Source organism: Microbaculum marinum (assembly GCF_037855135.1).
GTDB lineage: Bacteria > Pseudomonadota > Alphaproteobacteria > Rhizobiales > Tepidamorphaceae > Microbaculum > Microbaculum marinum.
Window position 1 is genome coordinate 66163 of record NZ_JAZHOF010000001.1, and the last position, 24870, is coordinate 91032.

20 protein-coding genes, 1 tRNA gene and 1 pseudogene are annotated in these 24870 nt (G+C 68.0%); 15 read left to right on the forward strand and 7 right to left on the reverse strand.

Annotated features, from left to right (window positions below):
• Positions 1–14 precede the first annotated feature (14 nt).
• The 5 genes and pseudogenes from proB to rplU all read right to left on the reverse strand — a co-directional run.
• The gene (gene proB / locus V3328_RS00310; protein WP_340327639.1) at positions 15–1181 is read right to left on the reverse strand and encodes a glutamate 5-kinase; all 1167 of its coding nucleotides are present in this window, start codon (positions 1179–1181) and stop codon (positions 15–17) included.
• Positions 1181–2230, reverse strand: coding sequence for a GTPase ObgE (obgE, locus tag V3328_RS00315; RefSeq protein WP_340327640.1), 1050 nt, complete (start codon positions 2228–2230; stop codon positions 1181–1183). The genes proB and obgE overlap by 1 nt, the downstream gene beginning before the upstream one ends.
• Positions 2227–2820: a GNAT family N-acetyltransferase gene (locus V3328_RS00320; RefSeq protein WP_340327641.1), complete on the reverse strand. Its 594-nt coding sequence runs from the start codon at positions 2818–2820 to the stop codon at positions 2227–2229. The genes obgE and V3328_RS00320 overlap by 4 nt, the downstream gene beginning before the upstream one ends.
• A 91-nt stretch (positions 2821–2911) precedes the next feature.
• Complete coding sequence (rpmA, locus tag V3328_RS00325) at positions 2912–3178, reverse strand: 50S ribosomal protein L27 (RefSeq protein WP_340327642.1); 267 nt, start codon at positions 3176–3178, stop codon at positions 2912–2914.
• Between the two features lie 117 nt (positions 3179–3295).
• Positions 3296–3721 (reverse strand): annotated as a pseudogene (gene rplU, locus V3328_RS00330) (50S ribosomal protein L21); the annotation flags it as partial.
• 356 nt (positions 3722–4077) lie between these two features.
• On the opposite strand from rplU, the gene V3328_RS00335 reads away from it, so the two are divergent.
• The 14 genes from V3328_RS00335 (at position 4078) to V3328_RS00400 (ending at position 21027) form a co-directional block, all read left to right on the forward strand.
• Positions 4078–4167, forward strand: a tRNA-Ser gene (locus V3328_RS00335).
• 312 nt (positions 4168–4479) lie between these two features.
• On the forward strand, positions 4480–5673 hold the full coding sequence (locus tag V3328_RS00340) for an ABC transporter substrate-binding protein (protein WP_340327643.1): 1194 nt from the start codon (positions 4480–4482) through the stop codon (positions 5671–5673).
• Between the two features lie 79 nt (positions 5674–5752).
• Positions 5753–7957: a YbhB/YbcL family Raf kinase inhibitor-like protein gene (locus tag V3328_RS00345; RefSeq protein ID WP_340327644.1), complete on the forward strand. Its 2205-nt coding sequence runs from the start codon at positions 5753–5755 to the stop codon at positions 7955–7957.
• Between the two features lie 25 nt (positions 7958–7982).
• On the forward strand, positions 7983–8387 hold the full coding sequence (locus tag V3328_RS00350; RefSeq protein WP_340327645.1) for a hypothetical protein: 405 nt from the start codon (positions 7983–7985) through the stop codon (positions 8385–8387).
• Positions 8388–8400: 13 nt separating this feature from the next.
• Positions 8401–9339 (forward strand): alpha/beta fold hydrolase, encoded by a 939-nt coding sequence (locus V3328_RS00355; RefSeq protein ID WP_340327646.1) that lies wholly within the window; start codon positions 8401–8403, stop codon positions 9337–9339.
• 67 nt (positions 9340–9406) lie between these two features.
• Positions 9407–10753, forward strand: coding sequence for an ABC transporter permease (locus V3328_RS00360; RefSeq protein ID WP_340327647.1), 1347 nt, complete (start codon positions 9407–9409; stop codon positions 10751–10753).
• Positions 10750–12177 (forward strand): ABC transporter permease, encoded by a 1428-nt coding sequence (locus V3328_RS00365; protein ID WP_340327648.1) that lies wholly within the window; start codon positions 10750–10752, stop codon positions 12175–12177. The genes V3328_RS00360 and V3328_RS00365 overlap by 4 nt, the downstream gene beginning before the upstream one ends.
• Positions 12178–12187: 10 nt before the next feature.
• Positions 12188–12877 carry a bacteriorhodopsin gene (locus V3328_RS00370; RefSeq protein WP_340327649.1) on the forward strand — a complete coding sequence of 230 codons (690 nt, stop codon included), beginning with the start codon at positions 12188–12190 and terminating at the stop codon, positions 12875–12877.
• Positions 12878–12922: 45 nt separating this feature from the next.
• On the forward strand, positions 12923–15136 hold the full coding sequence (locus tag V3328_RS00375) for a flotillin family protein (RefSeq protein ID WP_340327650.1): 2214 nt from the start codon (positions 12923–12925) through the stop codon (positions 15134–15136).
• 23 nt (positions 15137–15159) lie between these two features.
• Positions 15160–15627 (forward strand): hypothetical protein, encoded by a 468-nt coding sequence (locus V3328_RS00380; protein WP_340327651.1) that lies wholly within the window; start codon positions 15160–15162, stop codon positions 15625–15627.
• On the forward strand, positions 15624–17495 hold the full coding sequence (locus V3328_RS00385; protein ID WP_340327652.1) for an SLC5/6 family protein: 1872 nt from the start codon (positions 15624–15626) through the stop codon (positions 17493–17495). The genes V3328_RS00380 and V3328_RS00385 overlap by 4 nt, the downstream gene beginning before the upstream one ends.
• A gap of 4 nt (positions 17496–17499) precedes the next feature.
• Positions 17500–18429 carry a LysR family transcriptional regulator gene (locus tag V3328_RS00390; protein ID WP_340327653.1) on the forward strand — a complete coding sequence of 310 codons (930 nt, stop codon included), beginning with the start codon at positions 17500–17502 and terminating at the stop codon, positions 18427–18429.
• A gap of 106 nt (positions 18430–18535) precedes the next feature.
• Positions 18536–19717: an acyl-CoA dehydrogenase family protein gene (locus V3328_RS00395; protein WP_340327654.1), complete on the forward strand. Its 1182-nt coding sequence runs from the start codon at positions 18536–18538 to the stop codon at positions 19715–19717.
• On the forward strand, positions 19714–21027 hold the full coding sequence (locus V3328_RS00400; RefSeq protein WP_340327655.1) for an MmgE/PrpD family protein: 1314 nt from the start codon (positions 19714–19716) through the stop codon (positions 21025–21027). Before V3328_RS00395 ends, V3328_RS00400 begins: the two co-directional genes overlap by 4 nt.
• 21 nt (positions 21028–21048) lie before the next feature.
• On the opposite strand, the gene V3328_RS00405 is transcribed toward V3328_RS00400, so the two are convergent.
• Complete coding sequence (locus tag V3328_RS00405) at positions 21049–22005, reverse strand: LysR family transcriptional regulator (RefSeq protein ID WP_340327656.1); 957 nt, start codon at positions 22003–22005, stop codon at positions 21049–21051.
• A gap of 132 nt (positions 22006–22137) precedes the next feature.
• On the opposite strand from V3328_RS00405, the gene V3328_RS00410 reads away from it, so the two are divergent.
• Positions 22138–23268 (forward strand): CaiB/BaiF CoA transferase family protein, encoded by a 1131-nt coding sequence (locus V3328_RS00410; RefSeq protein WP_340327657.1) that lies wholly within the window; start codon positions 22138–22140, stop codon positions 23266–23268.
• 93 nt (positions 23269–23361) lie between these two features.
• Here V3328_RS00410 and V3328_RS00415 read toward each other — a convergent pair whose 3' ends face one another.
• Entirely contained in the window at positions 23362–24867 is a 1506-nt protein-coding gene (locus tag V3328_RS00415) for a tripartite tricarboxylate transporter permease (RefSeq protein WP_340327658.1), read from the reverse strand.
• Positions 24868–24870 lie beyond the last annotated feature (3 nt).

The following is a 24870-nucleotide window of genomic DNA, read 5'->3' on the forward strand; positions in this document are numbered from 1 at the left end:
TCCCTCGTCGTTCCTCAGGTCTTCTTCAGGGTCAGATCATCCCGGTGGACCATTTCGGCGCGACCGGCATAGCCGAGAATACCGAAGATTTCCCGGCTGTTGCGACCGATGATCCGCCCGGCATCGACACAGTCATAGGCCGACAGGCCGCGACCGATCTCGCGGCCGGCAGTATCCCGGATGATCACCGCATCGCCGCGGGCGAAGCGGCCCTCGACGGCGCGCACGCCGGCGGGCAGCAGGCTTTTCCCCTGCTGCAGCGCCCGTGCGGCTCCGTCGTCGACGATCATCGTCCCGCGCGGCTCGAGCGCCCCGGCGATCCATCGCTTGCGGGCAGCGATCGGATCGCCGTGCGGACGGAACCAGGTCGCTTTGCCGCCGGCGTCGATCGCGGCGAGCGGATGAGCGACATGCCCCGACCCGATCACCATCGCGGTGCCGGCCGACGTGGCGATCTTGGCGGCCTCGATCTTGGTCAGCATGCCGCCGCGCGACAGTTCGGATCCCGCCGAGCCGGCCATCGCCTCGATCTCCGGCGTCACCGCCTCGACGGTCTCGACAAAGCGGGCGTCGGGGCTGCTGGCGGGCGGGGCGGTGTAGAGGCCGTCGACGTCGGACAGAAGCACCAGGCAGTCGGCACTCATCATGGTGGCAATCCGAGCCGCCAGCCGGTCGTTGTCGCCGTAGCGGATCTCGGTCGTGGCCACGGTATCGTTCTCGTTGATCACCGGGACGGCCCCGAGCTTCAGCAGCGTCTGCATGGTGGAACGGGCATTGAGGTACCGACGGCGCTCCTCGGTGTCGCCGAGCGTGACGAGGATCTGTCCGGCCGCGATGTGGTGCGCGCCGAGCGCCTCCGACCAGGCCCGTGCGAGCGCGATCTGGCCAACCGCCGCTGCGCCCTGGCTCTCCTCCAGACGCAACGGCCCGCGCGGCATACCGAGCACCGAGCGGCCGAGCGCGATCGCGCCGGAGGAGACCATTATCGCCTCACCCCCATGGACGATGTGGGCGGCGATATCGGCGGCCAGTGTCGCCAGCCAGCCGTGCTTCAGCCCGGTGGCAGGATCGACGAGCAACGAGGAGCCAACCTTCACCACGATCCGCCGGTGGGCACGCAGGCGACCGTCCGCCCGTCCGGCACCGGAAGCAAAACGCTCCTTCACTCCGGCCCCGCCCATCACGGCCTCCAGCCGGTTTGGTCTGTACGTTCTGCGTCTTCCCTGGCGCGCTCTTCCTGCTCCGCCGCCTCGATCTCGTGCAGAATCCGTCCGAGCAGTTCGCGCATGCCGAATCCCGATGCCGCCGAGACGAGGAAGACGTCGCGGCCGCACTCGCGGGCCAGCCCGCGGCGCTTCTCCTCCAGATCATCCTGCAGCACGGCATCGCATTTCGACAGCGCCACCAGTTCCGGCTTGTCCTCGAGGCCGGCCCCGTAGGCGTCGAGTTCGGCGCGCACCACGCGGTAGTCGGCGGCGACGTCCTCGCCGGTCGCATCGACGAGGTGCACCAGCACCCGGCACCGCTCGACATGGCCCAGGAACCGGTCGCCGATGCCGGCGCCTTCGTGGGCACCCTCGATCAGGCCGGGGATGTCGGCGAGGACAAATTCGCGGTCGCCCAGCCCGACGACCCCGAGACCGGGATGAAGGGTGGTGAAGGGATAGTCGGCGATCTTGGGCTTTGCCGCAGTGACGGAGGCCAGGAACGTCGACTTGCCGGCATTGGGCAGACCGACGAGGCCGGCATCGGCAATCAGCTTGAGACGAAGCCAGATCCAGCGTTCCTCGCCCTCGAGACCGGGATTGGCGCGGCGCGGCGCGCGATTGGTGGAAGACTTGAAATGCGTGTTGCCGAATCCGCCGTTGCCGCCGCGCGCCAGCAGGACGCGCTGGCCGACTTCGGTCAGATCGGCAATCACCGTTTCCCCGTCCTCCTCGAGAATCTCGGTGCCGACCGGCACCTTCAGAACCGCGTCGGCGCCTCCGGCACCGGTACGGTTCTGGCCCATTCCATGGGTGCCCTTCCGGGCCTTGAAATGCTGCTGGTAGCGGTAATCGATCAGCGTGTTGAGACCGCCGACGCATTCCGCCCAGACATCGCCGCCCCTGCCGCCATCGCCGCCGTCGGGACCGCCGAACTCGATGAACTTCTCGCGCCGGAACGAGACGCAGCCGGCGCCGCCGTTGCCGGCCTTCACGTAGACCTTGGCCTGGTCGAGGAACTTCATCGGGGCGCCTCCCCCGGCCTGTCGGGTTCGAAGACGAATAGCGGCGCGTCGTCGATGTGCCGGCCGCGCTCGGGGGCATCGAAGGCCACGGTGCCCCGGCGCCGAAAGCCTGCCTTCTGCAGCACGCGCTGGGACCCGGCATTTTCGGGAAACGTGCGGGCGTGGATAACGGCTCCCGGCAGCCACGACCGGGCATGGGCGGCCGCGGCGGCGACAGCCTCGCTCATCAGTCCGCGGCCCCAGAAGCCAACGCCCAGCCAGTAGCCGACCTCGATACCCTCGCTGCCGAGGTTCCTGAGGATCGCCACGCCGATCAGCTGAGCCGGCTCCTCCGACAGCGCGATCGCGAAGACCCGACCCTCGCCGCGTGCCGCCTTGGCGTGCGCATCCGCGATGAAGGCGTCCGCGGCGCCGTCCGGGTAGGGGTGGGGGATGCTTGCGGTGTGGCGCGAGACGCGCTCGTCGCCGGCGAGCGCACTGATCGCCGGCGCGTCGGAGGCCCTCAGCGGCCGCAGCAGCAGCCGGTCGGTGCGCAGTTCGATTTCTTCAGGCGTCGACATCGTCTTGGCAAGGCGCGTTTCAAACGACAACGGGGGAGACGGTGTCCCGTCTCCCCCGGCTGTCTCGTCTGGTTCTCGCTGCAGACCGCCGGGCTCGATCAGGACACCGGCGGACGGCCGGCTACTCGGCCGGCGAGGGCGAAACCACGGATACGTACTGGCGTCCGCCGGTCGTGGTGCGGAACTCGACGGTGCCTTCGGTCAGGGCGAAGATCGTGTGATCCTTGCCGAGACCGACATTGACGCCGGGATGATACTTGGTGCCGCGCTGGCGGATGATGATGTTGCCGGCGACCACCTGCTCGCCGCCATACTTCTTGACGCCGAGGCGGCGGCCGATCGTGTCGCGGCCGTTGCGGGACGAACCGCCTGCTTTCTTGTGTGCCATCGTCCTGATTCCTTATTTCTTGTCGGCCGCCGGGGCCTTGGTCTCGGCCGTCGCTTCGGAAGGCGCCGCCCCCGATTCTGTCGCCGCCGTTTCGGGCGCCGCCGTTTCCGCTGTCACCGTCTCGGCTGCCGCTTCCGCCTGCGCTTCCGCAGTCTTCGCGTCGTCCTTGGCCGACTTGCCGGGCTTCTGGTCCGCCTTCGGCGCAGCCTTCTTTGCTGACTTCTTGGCGCCGTCGGTGAGAATATCGGTAATCTTCACCACGGTGAGGTGCTGGCGGTGGCCGGCGGTGCGGCGATAGCCCTTGCGCCGCTTCTTCTTGAAGATGCGCACCTTGTCGCCGCGGGTCTGCTCGACGACCTCGCCGGCGACGCTGGCACCGGCCACGAACGGCGCGCCGATCGTCGCATTGTCGCCGTCGCCGACCATCAATACCTGGTCGAAGGTCACCGCGGCACCGGCGTCTTCGGGAAGCTTCTCTATCGTAATCCTGTCGTTAGCGGCGACGCGATACTGCTTGCCGCCCGTCTTGATGACCGCGAACATCGGGTCGTGTCCTTCTGTCGTCGCGCATCCTTCGGCGCCGCGTTTGAAGCGGACTTTGCGGGCGCCCGTGATCTTAGGAACGGGCGCGGGCCTCGGACAGCGCAATTAGGCGCGGCAGCCGTCAGCTCCGCGCGATGCGGGCGGAATATACGGAGCGCGACCGAAGAGTCAATGCGCAGGGCCGGGTCGAGAGGGCGGCCGCGGACGCCGGGGCGCGGGCGGATGGCGGCGCGTCCGGTGTAGGGCCGCCGATCCAGGGCGACACGCGGCGCCGCACGCGAACGCCGACCTTGTTCGAGGCGAAAGCGTCGTGTAGTTAGGGCGCCGTCTCGGCCCTGAGCCGATGCCCCGACCGCGGAGAGGTGCCGGAGTGGTCGAACGGGGCGGTCTCGAAAACCGTTGAGCGCGCAAGCGTTCCGAGGGTTCGAATCCCTCCCTCTCCGCCAGATCACCCGTCAGGACGCCAAGCGATCGACGCGTTTGGCGTGGGTTCGCCCGGGCCGCCGGCCGTTCCCGCGAGTCCTGCCTGCCGCACTCAGTCCGGCAACACGGTCCGGCACGCTTGAGATGCCCGCCGCGCCTGCCGATTGCAACCGCCCGCCGAAGACGGCTCCTCAGCCCCCCTGAGGGCTGCCTAGTTCAGTTCCTTATTGCTGATATAGGAAAATCGTATTTCCGAAATCGCGGTTCCCCCCGAACTGTCTGTGCCGCCCCCGTAGAGGGGCAGTCGCTGGACAAGACAGCGCTAGGGAGGAAACATGATACGCTTTGACGCAGGGATTCTGCGTGGATTGGTTCTGTGCGCGTCGCTCGCCGCGGTGCATCAGGCTCAGGCCGATGAAACGGAACTTCCGCAGGACATCCAGGATACGCTCTACAACTCCGACATGATGGATCCGGCGCAGCCGCTCGGCGACAGCGCCTACCGCAACTTCGTGGCGAAGAACCCGCCGCCGTGGAAGATCGGCTACGCATCGAGCTACGCGGGCAACACCTGGCGGGCCGCCGTGATGAACCGGCTGCAGAACGAGATCATCCCGAAGTGGACGGATCTCGGCCTGCTCTCCGAGGTCGTCATCACCCAGTCGAACCTCAACGATTCCACCCAGATCCAGCAGATGCGCCAGCTCGTCGACCAGGGCGTCGACGCGATCATCGTGTGCTGCTCCAATCCGACCGCCCTCAACCAGACGGTCGAGTACGCCCATTCCAAGGGCGTTCCGGTGTTCTCGGCCACCGGCTACCTGACGAGCCCCTACTCGGTGAACTCGTCGGCCAACTTCGTGGTCGGCGGCAACATGATGGGCGAGTGGATGGCCAACGAGCTCGGTGGCAAGGGCAACGTCCTCATCGTCGAGGGCATTCCCGGCACGTCGGCCTCCGACAGCCAGAACACCGGCATCGAGGCGGCACTGGCCAACCACCCGGACATCAAGGTCGCCGGCCAGATCGCCGGCATGTGGACCGACCAGGTGGCGCAGGCGGAAATCCAGAAGTGGCTCGCCACCAATCCCGGCAAGCTCGACGGCATCATCATCCAGTCGGCCTCGGAACTGGGCGCGCTGCGGGCGATGAAGCAGTCCGGCCGCGACATGATCCCCTTCACCATCGGCTCCGAGCTCGGTGCGCTGTGCTACTGGCGGCACAATTCGGACTTCGTCTCCGGCGCGATCCACGCCTGGCCCCCCGGCGACGATTTCGAGATGGCCTGGAACATCATGATGCGGACGCTGCAGGGGCAGGGGCCAAAGGTCCGGTCGATCCTCGCCAAGCCGATCGAGATGAACAAGGACGAGATGCTGGCGGCGATCCCGGAGGATTGCAGCGAGGACTCCGGCGACTGGTACCATCCGGGCGCCGAGGTCTGGGCCAGCAAGGAGTATCTCGACGACTTCTTCCTGCGGCCCGCGGATCCCGAGGCCTACGACCCGGCTTCCCACCCGAAGCCCTGAGTGCGCGAGCGCGGCTGTCGCGGCGGATCATCCGCGGCAGCCGCTTCGCGCCCGTCTCGCATCGTGAGCCCGAGCTGTCATGGCTGCCGTTTCGGTCGACATCTCCCACGTCCGCAAGACCTTCGGTCCGACGGTCGCGCTCGATGACGTGAGCCTGCGCGCCTACGAGGGCGAGGTGCACGCGATCATCGGCGGCAACGGCTCGGGCAAGAGCACGCTCGCCAAGGTGATCTCCGGCGTGCTGATCCCCGACGGCGGACAGGTCTCGATCCTCGGCAAGTCGGCGACGACGCCGCACGAGGCGCGCGACCTCGGCATCTCGAATGTCTTCCAGGAAGTGCTCGTCGCCGACGAGTGCTCGATCCTCGACAACATCTATCTCGGCGCCGACGGCCTGCTCGGCTCGTCGGTAAGCCAGGAGGAGCGTGCCCGCCGGGCCTCGGCGCTGATGGCCGAACTGCTCGGCTTCGATATCGACCTGAGCATTTCCGTCGGCGAGCTGCCCCTGTCGATCAAGCAGTGGATCACCATCGCCAGGGCGATCCTCACCGACCCCCGGGTGCTGATCCTCGACGAATCCTCGGCAGCCCTGGACTTCGATTCGACGGAGCGGCTGTTCCGCAAGATGCGCGAGATGAAGCAGCAGGGCTGCGCCATCCTGATCGTCACCCACCGGATCGCCGAACTGGTCCGCATCGCCGACCGCGCCACCGTGCTGCGCGACGGGGTGACGGTCGGCACGCTGGAAAAGGACGAGATCACCGAGGCCAACATCCTGGCGCTGATCGCCGGTCCGGAGCGCGAGCGCTCGAAGGCCGCCGAAAGCGTCGCCGAGCGCAGCTCGGACACGCCGCTCCTGCGCGTCCTCGGCGCGCGGGTGTGGCACGACGGGGGGGCGTTCGACTTCACGCTCTATCCCGGCGAGATCGTCGGCATCACCGGCCTCGACGGGCAGGGCCAGGCGGACTTCGTGCGGGCCGTCGCCGGGGTGCAGCCGCTGGTCTCCGGCCGCATCTCGATCGTCCGCGACCAGGTCGCCGAGGCGGTCACCGATCTGCATTCGGCGCGTCTGAACGGCATCAGCTACGTCTCCGGCGACCGCAAGAAAGAGGGCATTTTCGCCAATCTCGGCATCTTCGAGAACATGGTGCTGCCGGTATACCGGGAGTACCGCGCCGGCGGCTGGCTGAACCTGATCAACCGGACGAAGCTGACGCCGATCTTCGAGTGGGAAGCGAGCCGGCTCGCCGTGAAGATGGGTTCTCCCGACAACCTGATCACCTCCCTGTCGGGAGGCAACCAGCAGAAGGTGCTGATCGCCAGGTCGTTCGCCGAGAAGCCGTCGGTCCTGATCCTGAACGACCCCGCCCGCGGCATCGACGTCGGCGCCAAGCTCGACCTCTACCGAAACCTGCGCGACTTTGCCGCCCGCGGCAACGCGGTGATGTTCCTGTCCTCGGAGCTCGAGGAGTTCATGAACCTGTGCTCGCGGGTGCACGTGTTCCGCAACGGGGTGATCTCGGCGGACTTCGAGCCGCCGTTCGACGGGCACGCGATCCTGAACGCGATGTTCGGACGGCGGGCGAGCGCGGCGATGCCGGGCGAGGCGCTGGCCGAGGAAGAGGCCCATCCCTACCACCATGCCGAGGACGACAGCATGACGCTGCTGCCGCCCGACACCGCAGCGCGAACGGACGACGGCCGTCCGGCCGGCCGTCAGGTGCGCCTCAGGTCGAGACAGACGAAGGACGACGTCATGAACCAGGCAGGGTTCCTGCTGATTGCCCCCGACATCCCGCAGGGGGCGACGGTCCCCGGCCGCTTCGTCGAGGACGCCAAGGTGTCGCCGGCGCTGACCTGGCGGGGCGTGCCCGAGGGGGTGCAGAGCTTCGCCCTGGCAGTCACCGACCCCGACCTGCCGGCCGAGTTCAACTTCCCGCGCAGCTTCGCGCACTGGCTCGTCTGCAACATTCCCGGTCACATCCGGTCCCTGCCGGAAGGCGCGAGCAACAGCCTCGCCATGCCGCGCGGCGCCGTGGAACTGAACTCGGATTTCGTGACGTTCGGCATTCCCGGGTTCGGGAAGGGCTGGGGCGGGCCATGGCCGCCCGACCGCCAGCACCGCTACGTCTTCACACTCTACGCAGTGAAGGTACCCAGGGTCGAAGTGGCGCCGGACGGCGATCTCGCCGCGTTCGCGGCGGCCGTCATGCCGGTTGCCATCGACCAGGCTTCCTTCACCGCTGTCTACGGGCCGGCCCGCAAGCCGTTGCCCGAAGCTTGATCTGCCGAACCGACAGGAGGGCGACATGAGTAGATACGGCAGCAGGAAGAGCTTCGATCTGGAATGGGTCGAACGCTGGGCGCGCTGCGTCAACGAAGACAGGGTCCTGCCGGTGATTGGCAGGTTCTTCAACAACCGCTTCGTCCTCGGTGTGGACGAGACCGAGTATCTGATCGAGGTCAGCGGCGGCAAGATCGCGCGGATCTCGGAAGGGCTGACGCCGAACGACCTCGGCTTCGACTTCGCCCTCCGCGCGCCATCCTCGGCCTGGGCCAAGTTCAGCCAGGAAGTCCCGCCGCCGATGTTCAACGACATCTGGGCGATGGCGCATCCGCTGCACAAGCAGCTGGTCATCGACGGCGACCAGCTTCCGTTCTGGCAGAACATCCGCGCGCTGACGTGGATGCTGGCGCTGATGCGGCAAGTTTGAGGGAGACGGGAACATGAACGAGCACGATCCCATCGTAGGCCGCTACGTCTACGTTACCTGCCAGGGCAAGACCTACCGGACCTACTACGAGGAGACCGGCGAGGGCATCCCGATGGTCTGCCTGCACACCGCGGGAACGGACGGCCGGCAGTACCGGCACCAGATGTGCGACCCCGACATCTCCTCGAACTTCCGGGTGATCGCCTTCGACATGCCGTGGCACGGCAAGTCGATCCCTCCGGAGGGCTTCCACCTCATGGAGGACGAGTACAAGCTGACGACCAGCTTCTACGGCGAGTTCATCGTCGCCTTCTGCCGCGCCCTCGACCTCAAGATGCCGGTCATCATGGGACAGTCGATGGGGGGCAACATCTGCCTGCACCTGGCGCTGAAGTACGAGAACGAGTTCTCCGCCCTGATCGCGCTCGAGGCCTGCGATCATTCGCCGGGCTGGTGGATCAACCCGCTTCACCATCCCCACATCCACGGCGGCGAGGCCGTGGCCACCTCGGTGTTCGGCCTGATGTCGCCGGAGAGCCCGGACGAATACCGATGGGAGACGTGGTGGTACTACGCCCAGGGCGGGCCGGGGATCTTCAAGGGCGATCTCTACTTCTACTCCGTCGACAGCGACTTCCGCGACCAGGTGCACAAGATCTCCGGACGCCTGCCGATCTACTTCCTGACCGGCGAGTACGATTTCGCCTGCACGCCGGAGATGACCGAGCGGACGGCGGAGAAGGTCAAGGGGTCGGAGTGCATCATCTTCTCGGGCGGGCACTTCCCGACCTCCGAGGACCCGGCGAAGTTCAAGGACGTCATCGCCCCGGTCCTCAAGAAGATCGTGCAGAACGATCCGGAACGGCGGAGCAGCGGGCGCGCGATGTCGAGCGCGCCGGCGGGGTCGTCCCCGGCGCCGCGCGCGGCCTCCCGGCGCGTGATCGAACTGTGACGCCCGTCCGCGGCGCGCCGCCCGGGTGTGCCGCGGATCCACCTGAACCGTGGCCGAGACGGTCCGCATGACGGCACGTTCATCACTGTCGAGCACCTACCTGCTGGTGCCCATTCTGCTGATCGCGGTGCTGTTGAGCATCGCCGTGATCCGCGGGCCCAGCCTCGTGTCGATGTCCGGCTTCGGCAGCGCCATCATCGTGGCGGCGCCGCTGACGCTGGCGACCTACGCGCTGATGGCGCTGGCGGTGTCCGGCAGGGGAACCGTCGACCTGGCGGTCGGCCCGCTGCTCGCCTTCATCAACGTCTCGGTCGTGAAGCTGAACATGATCGGCGCCGTCAGCGGCCCGTTCGGCGTCTTCCTGGTGGCGCTCGGACTGGGCGTCCTTTACCAGCTGCTGTTCGCGCTCATCGTCATCTGGGTGCGCGTCCAGCCGATCATCGTGGCGCTGTCGGGCTTCCTCGCCCTGTCGGGAATAAACCTGGTGATCCTGCCGCGCCCGGGCGGCGTCGCGCCGGAATGGATGGCGAGCTGGGGTCTCGGCACGACGATCTTCTCGCCGGTCCTGCTGATCGTGCTTATCGCCACGGCCGGCTGGCTGCTGTTCACGCTCACCCCGTTCTACGCAAACCTGAGAATGATGGGCTACGACGAGCGGGCCGCCTGGACCAGCGGCGTCCGCATCAACATCGTCCGCATCGGGGCGCACGTCATCGCCGGGCTGTTCGTCGGCCTTGGCGCGATCTGCTACACCGCGCTGATCGCCTCCGGCGACCCGACCCAGGGCACCACGATGACGCTGACCGCGGTGACGGCGCTGGTGCTCGGCGGGGTCAGTCTGGCGGGCGGCCGCGGCGGCGTCACCGGCGCCCTGCTCGGCGCGCTGAACCTGTGGCTGATCGGCTACGTTCTCGCCACCTTCAACTTCGGCGCCATCCAGGCCTTCGTCACGCAGATGAGCTACGGGATCATCCTCGTCCTGTCGCTGCTGCTGACGCTGCTCGTGCCGGTCATCGGCCGCCACATCTCCTTCATTTCGCCGTGGGGCGCGTTCGTGGTGCTCGCCACGGTCGTCGTCGGCATCATGCTGCAGGTCGCGACCTCCGCGACCTACCTGCCGGCCGAGGCGCTGCCGGCCGCCCCCGCCGGCGACCTGATGACCCGCTATCTGCTGATCGCGCCGGCCGACGTCGCAGCCCCCTCCCTGAGCCTGACGCCGGTCCAGAAAGTCGCGTTTCTGCTGGCCGGCGCCGCCATCCTGCTGGTCGGCGCGGCGCGGCTGATCAACGCGGAGGTCAATGCCCGGCGCATGGGCCTGTTCCTCTACGTCTTCGTCACCGTGCTGCTCGTCGCCCTGTTCGCGGTGGTCGCCATGCAGGGCGGCAGCCTGACGCTGTTCGGGGGGCGGCCGTGAGCAGCCTCCCGCCCACCGGCCGCGACGCACGGTTCCAGCTGATCCCGATCCCGCGCTCGACGGCGATGATCTGGATCAACCTGGCGGCGGCGCTGATCGTCTCGGCGATCGGCTTCGGGCTCGGCTTCGGCCAGGGCATGAAGGCCCAGGACGTGATCGCCCTGACGGTCGTCACCGTCGCCGTGCTACTGTGGCTGCTGAACTACGTCGTCGTCATCTCCGAGACCCGCGCCGCCGACGCGGCGGAGGCGGCGGTCGCGGCGGAAGTAGCCGGGGAACCCGGCCGGAGCGCCGGCGTCTGGCGGTCGAACCGGGTGATGATCATCGCGATGGGGCTTCTGCTCCTCGCCTATCTGATCGCGGCCGCCTCGGTGCCATCGTTCCGGACGGTCACCTACCTGATCGCCTTCCTCGTCCTCGAGGCGATCCTGCTGTTCGCCTTCAAGGTCTCGGGCTATTTCGCCCACGGCCGCAGCGCCTTCATCGGCCTGATCGTGCTGGTCGCGCTGGTGGTGATCTCGTCGTTCACCATCGAGGGATTCCTGTCGGGCACCAACGTCAAGGCGGTGCTGCTGTTCGCCGCCTTCCTCGGCATCGCCTGCATCGGCCAGACGCTGGTGGCGCTGATGGGCGGACTGGACCTGTCGATCCCCTTCGTCATCGGGGCATCGAACATCGGCCTGTTGTTCCTCATCAGCCTCGGCGTGCCCTCCTTCGTGGCCGCCGGCTTCGTCCTCGTGCTCGGCGGCCTGATCGGCTTCGTCAACGGCGTCCTCAGCTACCGCCTGCAGGGCCAGGCGCTGATCCTCACGCTCGGCACGGGTTTCGCGGTGGCCGGCCTGACGCAGATCCTCACCTCGATCGGCTCCGCCTACAGCGGCAATGTGTTCGGCACCGTGCCGGCGTGGCTGCAGAACCTCGCCGCCATGAACGGCAGGACGTTCGGCCTGGCGTTTCCGCCGACCATCCTGATCTGGGTGGTGCTGGCGATCATCGTGATCGTCGGGCTGCGCTACTCGGCCTACGGACGCTACGTCTACGCGCTCGGCGGCAACCGCCGCAGCGCCAAGCTGATCGGCGTGTCCGAGTTCAAGTACTGGACGCTCGCCTACACCATCTCCGGAGTCTTCGCGGCGCTGACCGGATCGCTTCTGCTGGGGTGGTCCGGCGGCGGCTTCATCGGGGTCGGCGATCCCTACCTGTTCACGACTCTCGCGGCGGTGGTAATCGGCGGCACCTCGCTGATGGGCGGCTACGGCGGCTACGGGTTCACGGTCATCGGCGTGCTGGTCCTCCAGGTGCTCAGCTCGTTCCTGATCGGCATCGGCCTGAAGTACGAGTGGCAGCAGTTCATCTTCGGCCTGCTGATCCTGCCGATGGTGGCCCTGTACGGGCGGGCGCCGCACATCAGGGCACAAGTCTGAGGGGACCTAAATGTTCGGAGCACTCTACACTTCCCAGGACGTGGTCAGCAGCGCCTTCGCCGCCGCGCTCCTGGCGACCTTCTCGACCGCCGTCCTGTGCTTTCTCGGCCTCAGCTGGACCAGCGAGAAGTGGCGCATCCCGCTGGCGATGGTCGGCGTCGCGGCGCTCGCCTCCGCCCTGCACTATGCCGGCGCGGCGGCGCTGTGGATGGGCGGCGCCGGCTCCAGCGGCGGCATCCGCCTGTCGGCCTGGCTGACGGTGCAGCCGCTCCAGGTCGCCGCCGTCTACTTCTACGTGCGGGCGCTCGGCCCGGCCTCGGTCGGCATCTTCTGGCGGATGTCGGCGGCGGCGCTGCTGATGGTGTTCTCGCGCTACCTCGGAGATGCCGGCTTCTTCAATCCGACCCTCGGCGCGCTGCTGTCGATCGCCTTCTGGCTCTACATCCTCGGCGAGATGTACTTCGGCGGGATGACCGAGGTCATCCGCCGGGAAAGCCGCGCCGTGCGCCTCGGCTACTTCTGGATACGGCTGATACTGACGATCGGCTGGGCGATCTACCCGATCCTCCACTTCGTCGACGTGGTGATCGGCACGGGACAGGCTGCCGGCGTCGTCGCGCTCTACACGCTGTCGGACTTCATCAACCTGATCACGCCCTCTCTCATCGTGCTGGCCGTGGCAGGCCAGGAACGTTACTGAACCGGCTTAATTCCATGGCTGCTCGCCTCAGGAAAGGACAAGACCATGACCGGCGCTGATGCAATCGCGATCATCATTCTCCTGACCATTCTGATTGCCGTCGGGGTCTATCTGCTGCACTGGCTCTACCGCCACTCCTCCAAGGACCAGAGTTTCGTCCGCACCGGATCCGGCGGCGAGAAGGTGGTGATGGGCGGCGGGGCGCTGGTGATCCCGATCGTCCACGACATCACCGTCGTGAACATGAACGCGATCCCGCTGCAGATCCGCCTCGTCGGCGAGCAGTCGCTGATCACCCAGAACAAGATGCGGATCGACCTCGTCGCCGAGTTCCTGGTCCGGGTCATCGCCACCAGGGAAGGGGTGTCGGACGCGGCGCGGACGCTCGGCGACCGGACCCAGGACCCGCTGGCGCTGAAGGAGATCATCCAGGGGCGGTTCGTCGACGCCATGGCCTCGGTCGCCGCGTCGATGACCATGGAGGAGATCCACCAGGACCGGTCCCGCTACGTCGAGCGGGTCAGCGACCTGGTGGCGAAGCGGCTCGGCACCAACGGGCTCGAACTAGAGAACGCGTCGCTGACGTCGCTCAACCAGACCGACATTTCCGTCTTCAATCCCTCCAACGCCTTCGACGCCGAGGGCCTGACGCAGCTCACGGAGCAGATCGAGGCGCGCCGCAAGCTGCGCAACAAGATCGAGAACGAGACCCGCATCGAGATCAAGCTGAAGGACCAGGAGGCCGAGCAGCGCGCCCTGGAGATCGACCGCGACCTCGAATACGCCCGCATCGATCAGGCGCGCGCCATCGAGATCCGCAAGGCCGCCCAGGCCGCCGAGATCGAGTCGGAGCGGTCGAGCTCGGCGATCTCGATCGCCCAGGCCCGCGAGAAGGCGGACGAGGAATCCCAGCGCATCCGCATCATGAAGGACCACGCCGTCGAATCCGAACGGATCCGCTCGCAGAACGAGATCCGGGCGCTGGAGATCGAACGGCACAAGGACACCGAGCTCACCGAGATCGCCTCGCAGACCAAGCTGGCGACCGAGCGCCTGCTGACCCAGCAGCAGATCGAGGCGGAGCGCATCGAGCGCGAGCGCCTGGTGAAGGAAGCGCAGATCAAGTCGCGTCGCGAGATCGAGGTGTTCGACGCCAGCAGCGGCACCGAGATCGAGGAGGCGCGGCTCGCCCGCGAGCGCGCCGTCGAGACCCGCAGGATCGAGACGACCAGGGAGATCGAGCTACTCGCCGTTGAGAAGACCCGGGAGGTCCGGGTCAGCCAGGAGGTGGCGCAGACCGAGCAGGACCGCGCCGTCATCGCCAAGCAGCACGCGCTCGAGATCGAGCGCCTGCGCAAGGACGAGGACGTCGCCCAGCAGGATATCGTCCGGCGGCAGAAGGTCAGGCTGGCGGAAACGCAGAGCATGCGGAAGGTCGAGGATGCGGCGATCGTCGCCAACCGCGAGCTCGACGAGATGCGCGTCGCCGCCGAGAAGTACATCGAACGCTTCGTCATCGAGCAGGACATGGAAATCGAGCTGGCCGACAAGCAGCGGCTGATTTCTGTGGTCAACAAGGCCATCGAGGAGGCGGTCGCCCGCACCGACGAGGCCAAGGCCCGCAAGGCGCTCGCCGCCGTCGAGGAGCAGGTCGAGACGGTCCGCGCCGAGGAGAATGCCAACCGCAACAAGAAGATCGAGATCATCGTCGCCGAAGCCGCGGCCGAGCGCGACGCGCTGCGGGTGCTCAGGCGGGCCGAGTCCGAGAAGCTCGCCATCGAGCACCGGGCGCAGGCCGAGATCGCCGAGGCCAAGGCCGCGGGCATCCGCTACGAGACCGACGCGGAAGGCCATCGCAAGCTGAACGAGGCCGAGAACATGCGCAACGACGAGAGCCGCCGCTCGGCGATCTACGAGAACCTCGTCAAGTCGCTGCCGCAGATCATCCGCGAGTCGGTGAAGCCGATGGAGAACATCGAGTCGATCAAGATCCTGCAGGTCGACGGCCTGCCGGGCCTCAACAGCCCGTCGGAATCCGGTGGTGGCGGCGGCGGAACCGGCGGCACGGGACCGTCCGGCGGCAACATTTCCGACCAGGTCGTCAACTCTGCGATGAAGTACCGCACCCAGGTCGCCTTTGTCGACGGACTGATGGAGGAGATCGGCCTGCCCCTGAAGAACCTCGGGGCCGCCGGCGGCATGCAGTTCCGCAACTTCCCTGGTGCGCCTGAAGGCAAGTCCGGCAAGGGCGACGACTGAGCCGCGCCGCGGGAGTGCAGACGATGTCGGCAGATGACGCGCGGCGGGATCGGTTCGACCGGCACGCACTGGTCACGACGGTGTGGCTTCCCGCGGCGTTCCTGGCCGTGCTGACGATGCACCACGGCTATTCGGGAGCGGGTGTCTGGTGGGTTGTCGCGGGATTCGCCGCGCTGGCGGGCGGATTCGCTGCGCACATCATCGTAAACGCTGTCCTCGCCACCGGATTCACCGCCCGCGAGGTCGCACTCGGCCTCGGCTGCTTCCTGCTCGGCGCGCTCGGCCTGATGGTTGCCGTGCTGGTGGTGGACGGCTTCGCTGAGCGCTATTTCCTGGTGACGGCCGCGGGCCTTGCCGGTCTCGCCGTGATCGTCGTCTTCTACATGGTCACCCGTTTCGGGCCGCGGCAGGCCTTCCAGCACTTCGATGTCGTCCGCGACAACAATCCCAGGCGAGCGTCGCGCCTGGCCCATCGCGGAGGACGTCGGTGACCACGCTCCTGGTCGTCACATTCGCCGTCCTGGCCGCCTACGGGGTCTACATCGCGGCCCTCGCCGCGCGGGTCGCGCCCGGCCCGGCCGCCCTCGTCGACGGCGGCGCCGACCTGCCGGGATGGGCGGCCGTCTTCGCCGCCGCGGGGATCGCCGTCGCCGGTCCCGGCCTGCTCGCTCACCTGGTGCTGACGGCGCGGTTCGGCATGTCCGCCAACCACGTCGCCGCCGGGCTGGTACTCGCCGCGATCACCGCGGTGCTCCTGCAGAAGCGCCTCTGGCTTGCCGCACGCATCGCCGGCCTCGGCAGTCCGGGGGAGGCGCTCGGGCGCTACTACGGGAGCGTCACGCTGCGGCTCGTCGTGCTCACGGTTTCCGCCCTGTTCGCCCTGCCGTTTTCGGCAACCCTGCTGTCGCAACTCGGAGCGCTGATCGCCGAGGCGAGCGCGGACGCGCTGCCGCGGGCGGGGGTGGTGTGGAGCGTGGCATTCTTCCTGTTCCTGCCCGCCGTCATCGGCGGCTGGCGCGCCATCGTGCTCATCGTCGCGGCGCAGTCGGTCCTGCTGGCGGTGCTGCTGGTCGCCGGCACGGGATTCTCGGAGCTGGCACTGGACGGCCCGGGCTTCCTCTCCGCCGGCATCGCGGTAGGCGAGGGGCTGCTGGGCGACGGCATCCCTGGGGTCGTGCAGTTCTCCGCCGGGATCGGCAAGGACATTGCCCATGGCGGCATCTTCACCACCGTCGGGATCGCGTCGACCGCCCTGTCCCTCGTCGGCATCGTCCTGAGCCCGGGCTTTCTCTATCTGGCGGTCACGGTGCGGCCCGGCCGCAGCGCCGGTTTTGCGCCGGTGTGGCTGATCGCGGGACTGGGCGCCGGGATCCTGCTGTTCCTCACGCCGTTTCTCGCCGCGCGGATGACCGAGGGCATAGCGCCGCTGATCGCGGTGCTCTCGGCGGTTGAGCCGTTCGCGGGCCTCGCCCTCGTCGCGGCGCTCGCGATCGGCCTGCAGGTCACCGCCTTGTTCTTCATGACGTCCGGCGCGCTACTGGCAACGCGCGAGATCGTCGTTCCCTATGTCGTGCCGGATCTGACGCCCGCCGGCCGCCGACTGGCCGCCCGAATCGCGCTTGCCGTCACGTTTGCGCTCGCCGCCGCGCTGGCGACGTTTGCCCCGGTGTCTTCGGCTGTCGTCGCATCGCTGGCATTGCCGATGTCCGTCCAGCTCCTCCCGGCGCTGCTGGGGCTCGCCTTCGTGCGCTGGATTAGCCGCGAGGCGGTGCTGACCGGGCTGATCGTCGGGACGCTTCTGGTGGTGTTCACCGAGCCGTTCGGCCTCGTTTTGGTCGAGGGGCTGTTCGGCCCTCTGCCCTGGGGGCGCTGGCCGCTCACCGCGCATTCGGCGGCGTGGGGACTGGTCTTCAACGCGGCCGCGGTATTGCTCGTCTCGATCTTCACGCGGCAGGTCAGAGGCCGCGGGCAGCGCGACCGCCTGCACGACGAGTTCGCCGCCCGCTGGAAGACCGACTTCGGCGGACCCGCCGCGCGGGGGGCGAAGTGGTCGCTCACCCTGATCTGGTCGTTCCTGGCGCTCGGTCCCGGCGCCATCGTCGGCAATAGGTTCTTCAGCGAGCCCGTGTTCGCCGGCGAGACGGCGCCGATCGGGCTCCCGTCGCTCTGGGTCTGGCAGCTCTTCTTCTGGCTGATCGGCGTCGCTCTGGTCTGGTGGATCGCCTATCCCTCGCGCCTCGCGGTCACGTCGACGGCGGGGCTCCGCACCCTTGCCTTCGATCCGGACCCGGTGCCGCCGGGCCGCGCCGGGGCGCCGGGCTGGATCGCCGCGGGCCTGGCGCGCGTGACGGAGCGCTAGCGCGATGGCCCGGCTCGAAAAATCGGGGGTCGACATCCGCCGCCTGCGCTACTTCTTCGCGGTCTGCGACAATGGCGGTTTCTCCAAGGCCGCGCCGGTCATCGGCATCGCCCAGCCGGCGCTGACGCGCCAGGTGCGGCTGCTCGAGCAGGAACTCGGCGTCGAACTGGTGACCCGGAACGGGCGCAGCGCCGTGCCGACCGAGGCCGGCGCGCGGCTGCTCGGGGAGGCCAAGACCCACATCGAGGAATTGGACCTGCTGTTCGAGCGGCTGCGGCAGGACTTCAACGGCGCAGCCGGCGACATCCGTCTCGGCGTCTGTCCGACGATTGCTCCGCTGTTCCTCAACCACATCATGGACTCGATGCGGCACGGCGGTCGCGTCAGCGTCGTCGAAGCCTATTCGGGAGATCTGGAACGGCTCATGGCGAGCCGCCGGCTCGATCTCGCGATCAGCTATCTGGGCGCGAACGACGCTCGGGCGGAGAACATTCCGCTGCTCACCGAGCGCCTGGTGCTCGCCGGCCCGCCCCTCGACGTCGCCGACCCCGCGCCGTTCGCCGCGCTGGCCGGCCTGAGGCTGATACTGCCCAGCCCCATTCACCAGTTGCGCCGGATCGTCGACCGGGTCGCAGCCGATCGGGGGGTAGCGCTGCGGCCCGCCCTCGAACTCGACAGCCTGACGGCCGTCAAGGCGATGATCGAGGAGGCCGACCACGGCTACCACACCGTCCTGCCCTACCACTCCGTCGCCGCCGACGCTGCCCAAGGACGCTACTGCCTGTGGCAGATCGACGATGCGGACATGGTCAGGACGATCGCCCTGCTGTGTCCCTCCGGCATGTCCGACCGGGCGCTGAACGGAATGATCGAGCGTGTGCTCGGCCGTGCCGCCGAGCTTCGCGACCAGCACGACCCCGCGCTGCTGTGCTGAGGGCAGCGTCAGAGCGCCCCGCGATAGCCGGGAGACGCAATCGCTATTTCCGCCCGTCCCGCGGTCTTGCGATCTATCGTTTCCAAACCGTACCGGAACCGTGCCCATGACGAATTTCGACCCCACCGCCGACTATGCCGCGATCCGGGAAGGCGTCGCCAAGGTCTGCGCCGAGTTTCCAGGCTCCTACTGGCGCGATCTCGACGCAAGGCGCGCCTATCCGAAGGACTTCGTCGATGCCCTGATCCGCGAGGGCTATCTCGCCGCCATGATCCCCGAGTCCTATGGCGGGTCCGGCCTCAACCTGTCCTCCTCCGCGGTGATCCTCGAGGAAATCCATCGCAACGGCTGCAACGCGGCCGCCTGCCATGCCCAGATGTATACGATGGGCACCGTGCTCCGGCACGGCAACGAGGCGCAGAAGCAGCAGTATCTGCCGGGCATCGCCGACGGCTCCCTGCGCCTGCAGGCGTTTGGCGTCACCGAGCCGACCAGCGGCACCGATACGCTCGCGCTGAAGACGCGCGCCGACAGGGACGGCGACTCCTACGTCGTCAACGGCCAGAAGATCTGGACCTCCCGCGCCGAGCACTCCGACCTGATGGTGCTGCTCGCCCGCACCACGCCGCGCGACAAGGCGCCGTCCCGCACGGACGGGCTTTCGGTGTTCCTGATCGACCTGCGGGAGCATCTGGGGAACGGCATCGAGATCCGGCCGATCAGGACGATGATCAACCACGCGACCACCGAGGTGTTCTTCGAGAACGTACGGATCCCGGCAAGTTCGCTGATCGGCGAGGAGGGCAAGGGCTTTCGCTACATCCTCTCGGGGATGAATTCGGAGCGCATTCTCATTGCTGCCGAATGCATCGGCGACGCCAAGTGGTTCCTCGCCACGGGAGCTGACTACGCGCGGGAGCGCACCGTCTTCGACGCGCCGATCGGCGCCAACCAGGGGGTGCAGTTTCCGTTGGCGAGGGCCTACGCGCACATGCTGGCGGCCGAGGCGATCGTCTATCGCGCCGCCGCCATGTACGATTCCGGCCTCAATCCCGGCGTCGAGGCCAACACCGCCAAGATGCTCGCTGCCGACGCCAGCTGGGAGGCGGCGGAGGCATGTCTGCAGACCCACGGCGGCTTCGGCTTTGCGGAGGAATACGACGTCGAGCGCAAGTTCCGGGAGGCGCGTCTCTACCAGGTTGCGCCGATCTCCACCAACCTGATCCTGTGCTACATCGCAGAGCAGGTTCTGGGTCTTCCGAAGTCGTACGGGCAGGGACGCAAATGAGCTTGAACCGTCTCCTCGATCTCGCCGGCCTGCCGCGGGACGAGCTGCCGGCGGCGGCGAGGACGCGGGCGCGGTTCTCGCTCTGCGACTGGATCGCCTGCGGCCGCGCCGCCGTCGACGAGCCGCTGGCGATCGCCCTGCGCGGCTTCGTCGCCGCGGAAGGCGGCAATCCCGTCGCCTCGGTGTTCGGCGATGGCGCCGCCCCGGCCCGGGCCGCCGCCCTGGTGAACGGTGCGACCAGCCACGCGCTCGACTATGACGACACGCACTTCGGCCATGTCGGCCATCCCTCCGTCGGCATCTACCCGGCCGCGCTGGCTGCGGCCGAGGAGACCGGCGCCACCGCCTCGGATGTCGTCGATGCGTTTCTCGTCGGGGCCGAAGCGTCCATCCGCGTCGGCCTGGTGCTCGGGCGCGGGCACTACAATCGAGGCTTTCACCAGACGGCGACCGCCGGTGCGTTCGGGGCGACCGTCGCGGCCGGCCGGATCTACGGGCTCGACCGGGACCGGTTGCGCGCCGCGATCGGCCTCTGCGCGACGCGCGCCTCGGGGCTGAAGTCGCAGTTCGGCACCATGGGCAAGCCCTACAATGCCGGGATATCCGCCTCGAACGGGGTCGAGTGCGCCGCCCTTGCCAGGGCAGGCTTCAGCTCCGCGGACGACGGCCTGATGGGGCCGCAGGGCTTCGTCGCCACCCACTCGGACGACCCGGACGAGGCCGGTGCGTGGGGCGATCCGCCGCCCGCAACCTTCCTCTTCGAGGACATCAAGTACAAGCTGCACGCCTGCTGCCACGGCACCCACGCGATGATCGAGGGGCTGGCGGCGGCAGGCCGGGAGCGCAACCTCACGCCGGAGCGCGTCGGCGAAATACGCCTGCGCACCAATCCGCGCTGGCTGTCGGTCTGCGACATCAAGACCCCGCGCACCGGGCTGGAAGTGAAGTTCAGTTACCTCTGGCTCGCCGGCATGGTCCTGTCTGGCATCCCGACCGCCAGCGAGGCGGCCTACACCGACGCGCTCGCCGGGGATCCGTCCCTGGCGCGGCTCGCGCAGCGCATCAGCGTTGAGGGCGATGCGCAGCTCTCCGACATGCAGGCCGCCGGGGATATCGCCCTCGACGACGGCAGCGTCGTGCCTTTCGCGCACGACCTCGCGGCGCCGCTGCCCGACGCCGAGCTGGAGCAGCGGCTCCGCGCCAAGGGCGCCGGCCTGATCGGCTCGGCCGCCGACCGGATCTGGGCGGCGACCGAGGATCTCGACCGCCTCGGCGCCCGCGACCTGGGCCAGATGCTGAGGAACTCCTGACCGGAAGTACAGTCTCCGCGACTATCCCGCCACGGCGACGTCTTCGCCGACCAGCCGGCCGTCCCAGATGCCCCGGCGCACGAGTTCGCGCGCGACTTCGAGCGTGATCTGCTCGACGGCGCGGCAGGCGCCGCTCATCGGCAGTGCCGGGTTGTTGGCGAGGTAGACAGGGCGGGCGATGACCGGATCGACGATGCGCGCCTTGAGCAGCTCGCCCCGGGCGACGAAGTCGTGGGCCGCGGCGGGCGCGAAGATCGTGTAGCCCGATCCGCGCGCCGCCAGCTCCTTGATCTGCGTCATCGCATCCATCTCCAGCACGACGTTCATCTCGATGTGCCGGGCGTGCGCATGCTTTTCGATGGTGCGGCGCAGGCCGTGCGAGGGGGTCGGCAGGATCAGGTCCAGCGCCGCCACCTCGGCCAGGGCGACCGGCGAGCCCGGCGGGCTGGACAGCGGCCAGTACTCGGGCGCCGAGAAGAAGCAGAGCTCCTCGTCGAGGATGTGGGTGGCGCGGAAATGGTCCTTCCCGTCGAGGTCGTACAGAAAGCCGATGTCGACGGTCTTGTCCTCGATCCAGGTCTTGATGAACCCGCTCATGGCTTCGGTCGCCTGCAGTCGGATCTGCGGATACTCGACCCGGATCGTCTCGGCGAGCGGCACCGACATCACCATCGACACCGAGGGCGGCATGCCGAAGGCCACCGTGCCGCGGACGATGCCGCCGGCCGCCCTGAGGTCGGAGACGCAGCGGTCGAGGCTGTCGCAGATATCCCTGGCGCGGTCGGCGAGCAGCTGGCCCTCTTCGGTCAACACGATGCCGCGCGGCGATCGCACCAGCAGCTGCACCCCGAGCTCGCCCTCCAGGCGGATGACGTGCTGGGACAGGGACGGCTGGGCCACCCCCAGGCGCTGCGATGCGGCCGACAACGACCGTTCCTCAGATATGGCGATGAAGTACCGTAGGTGCCGGATATCCATGGGCTGTTCTTGTTGTGCCTCGCCTCGAGGTAGTCGAGCACGATCTACCGTGTCAAGGAAACCCGTATTTCTCCGACTGACTCCGCCCCTGTACCTTCGCGCCGGGAGAACGATAAGGGAGGGACGCCCGCGATGCGGGACCTTGACGGCATTCTTGTCGTCTCGCTGGAGCAGGCCGTCGCCGCGCCGCTGACCACTGCGCGCTTGGCCGATGCCGGAGCGCGCGTCATCAAGGTGGAGCGGCCGGAAGGCGACTTCGCCCGCGGCTACGACCGGCTGGTGCACGGCGAGAGCGCCTATTTCGTCTGGATCAACCGCGGCAAGGAGTCGATCTGCCTCGACCTGCGCCAGGACGACGACCTGGCGCTGATGAAGCGGATGGTCGCGCGCGCGGACGTGTTCGTCCAGAACCTCGCGCCGGGCGCGGCCGCGCGGCTCGGCCTCGGCGCCGCGGCGTTGCGCGCGGCCAATCCCGGTCTCGTCTATGTGTCGATCTCCGGCTACGGCGAGGACGGCCCCTACCGCGACCAGAAGGCCTACGACATGCTGATCCAGGGGGAGAGCGGGCTCCTCTCGGTCAACGGCACGCCGGAGGGCAGCGCCCGGGTCGGCATATCGGTCTGCGACATCGCGGCCGGCGAGACCGCCTACGCGGCGGTGCTGCAGTCGCTGTTCGCCCGCAGCCGCAGCGGTGAGGGCCGCGAGGTCGAGGTGTCGCTGTTCCACACGATGACCGACTGGATGAACGTCCCGTTCCTGCAGTCCCACTACGGCGGCGCGGCGCCGCCGCGGATCGGGCTGCGGCACCCGACCATCGCTCCCTACGGCGCCTATCGGTGCGGGGACGGACGCGAAATCCTTCTGTCGGTCCAGAACGACCGCGAATGGGCGGCACTTGCGGCAAAGGTTCTGGAGCGTCCGGAGCTGGCTGCCGATCCGCGCTATGCCGACAACGTCTCGCGGGTCGCCCACGCCGGGGACATCGATGCACTGATCGGATCGGTGCTCGGGGCGATGGACCGCGAGGCCGCCATGGAGTGCCTGACGAAAGCCGGGATCGCTTGCGGCCGCCTGTCGGCGGTGGAGGACCTGTCGCACCATCCGCAGGCCCGCAGAATCACGATCGACAGTCCGACCGGTCCCGTCGAGATGATGGGGCGCGGCCTTCGCTACGGCGATCCCGACGCCCTGGGCTTCGGTCCCGTGCCGGCGCTCGGGGAGCATTCCGACGCCTTGCGCGAGGAATTCGCCGTTCGCGAGTAGAGCGTCGAGTAACGCATCGCGGCGGCGGGTCAGGCAATCCGCCGGCGACTGTCCGCAATCCGGCGATCCACCGTCACCAACTCGGAGTGGCAATCATCCGTCGGCACGCAAGCGGGCCTGCGAACGCCGGCGCGCCAGCCAGATCACCAGAGGACTTAGCCAGAGCGCGATGGTCAGTACGCCCAGCGTTCCCGCGATCGGGCGCTCGAAGAAGGCCAGCAGGTTGCCGTCCGCCTTGATGGCCGAGGTCATGAAGTTTTCCTCGACGGTCGTCCCAAGCAGAAGGCCGAGAATGGCCGGGGCGATCGGGATCCCGTTCTCCTCCATGAAGTAGGCGATCACGCCCGCCAGGAGCATGACGCCCACGTCGAACAGCGTGTTGTTGATCGCGAAGGCGCCGAGGATCGACAGGATCAGGATGAACGGCGACAGCACGCCGCTCGGCACCCGCAGGACGTGTCGGGCGACCTTGATGAACATGAACCCGAGCGGGATCAGCAGCAGGTTGGCGAGCAGGAAGGAGATCAGGACCGCGTCGATCACCTCCGGATTGTTGATGAAGATCGTCGGCCCGGGGTTCAGTCCCTTGATGAACAATACGCCGATCGCGATCGCCGTGACGGCGTCACCCGGAATGCCGAAGACCAGTGCGGGGACCCAGGCGCCGCTGACGGCGGCATTGTTCGCCGACGTGCTCGCCACGATTCCCTCGAGGCTTCCCTTGCCGTACAGGTCCGGCTTCCGCGAAGTCTGCTTGGCCAGCGCATAGGCCACCCAGGCCGCCAGTGTGCTGCCCGCCCCGGGCAGGATGCCGATCACGGTGCCGACGGTGCTGCCGCGGAGGAATTGCCGCCAGTGCTGCGCGAAGGTGCGCGCGATCCCCGAGAACAGGTTGCCGATCGGCTTGAGGTTGGCGGGATTGACCGCGCCGCCGCCGCTCACCGTGCGTATCAGTTCCGACAGCGCGAAGGCGCCGATCATGGCCGGCACGAAGTTGATCCCGCCCATCAGTTCTATCTGGCCGAAGGTGAAGCGCGGAAGGCCGGTTGTCGCGCCGATGCCGACGCATGAGGCGAGAAGGCCGATCAGGAGCGAGAACGTACCTTTTGTCAGCGAAGACGAGGAGATGAAGGCGGCGCAGGTGAGACCGAGCATCGCCAGCCAGAAGTATTCGAAGGTGCCGAACCGGATGACGACCCGCGCAAGGGCGGGGGCCGCGAAAAGGAGTACGAGCGCGCCTGCGAGCCCCCCAAGGGCCGAGAAGCACAGATTCACGCCGAGGCACAGCTCTGCGCGGCCGCTTTGCGTGAGGCAATAGGCGTCGTCGACATAGGCTGCCGACCCGGGCGTGCCGGGAATCCGCAAGAGCGTTCCTGGAATGTCTCCGGCGAAGATCGCCATGGCCGAGGACGTGACGATCGCAGCGACTGCCGGAACCGGATCCATGAAGAACGTGACCGGCACGAGCAGTGCCGTCGCCATGGTGGCCGTCAGGCCCGGGATGGCTCCCATGAACAGGCCGAACATGGCCGAGGCGAGGATGACGATCATGACGTCGACGCGGAAGAGAAGTTCGAGTGCGAGCAGGATCGTTTCCATGAT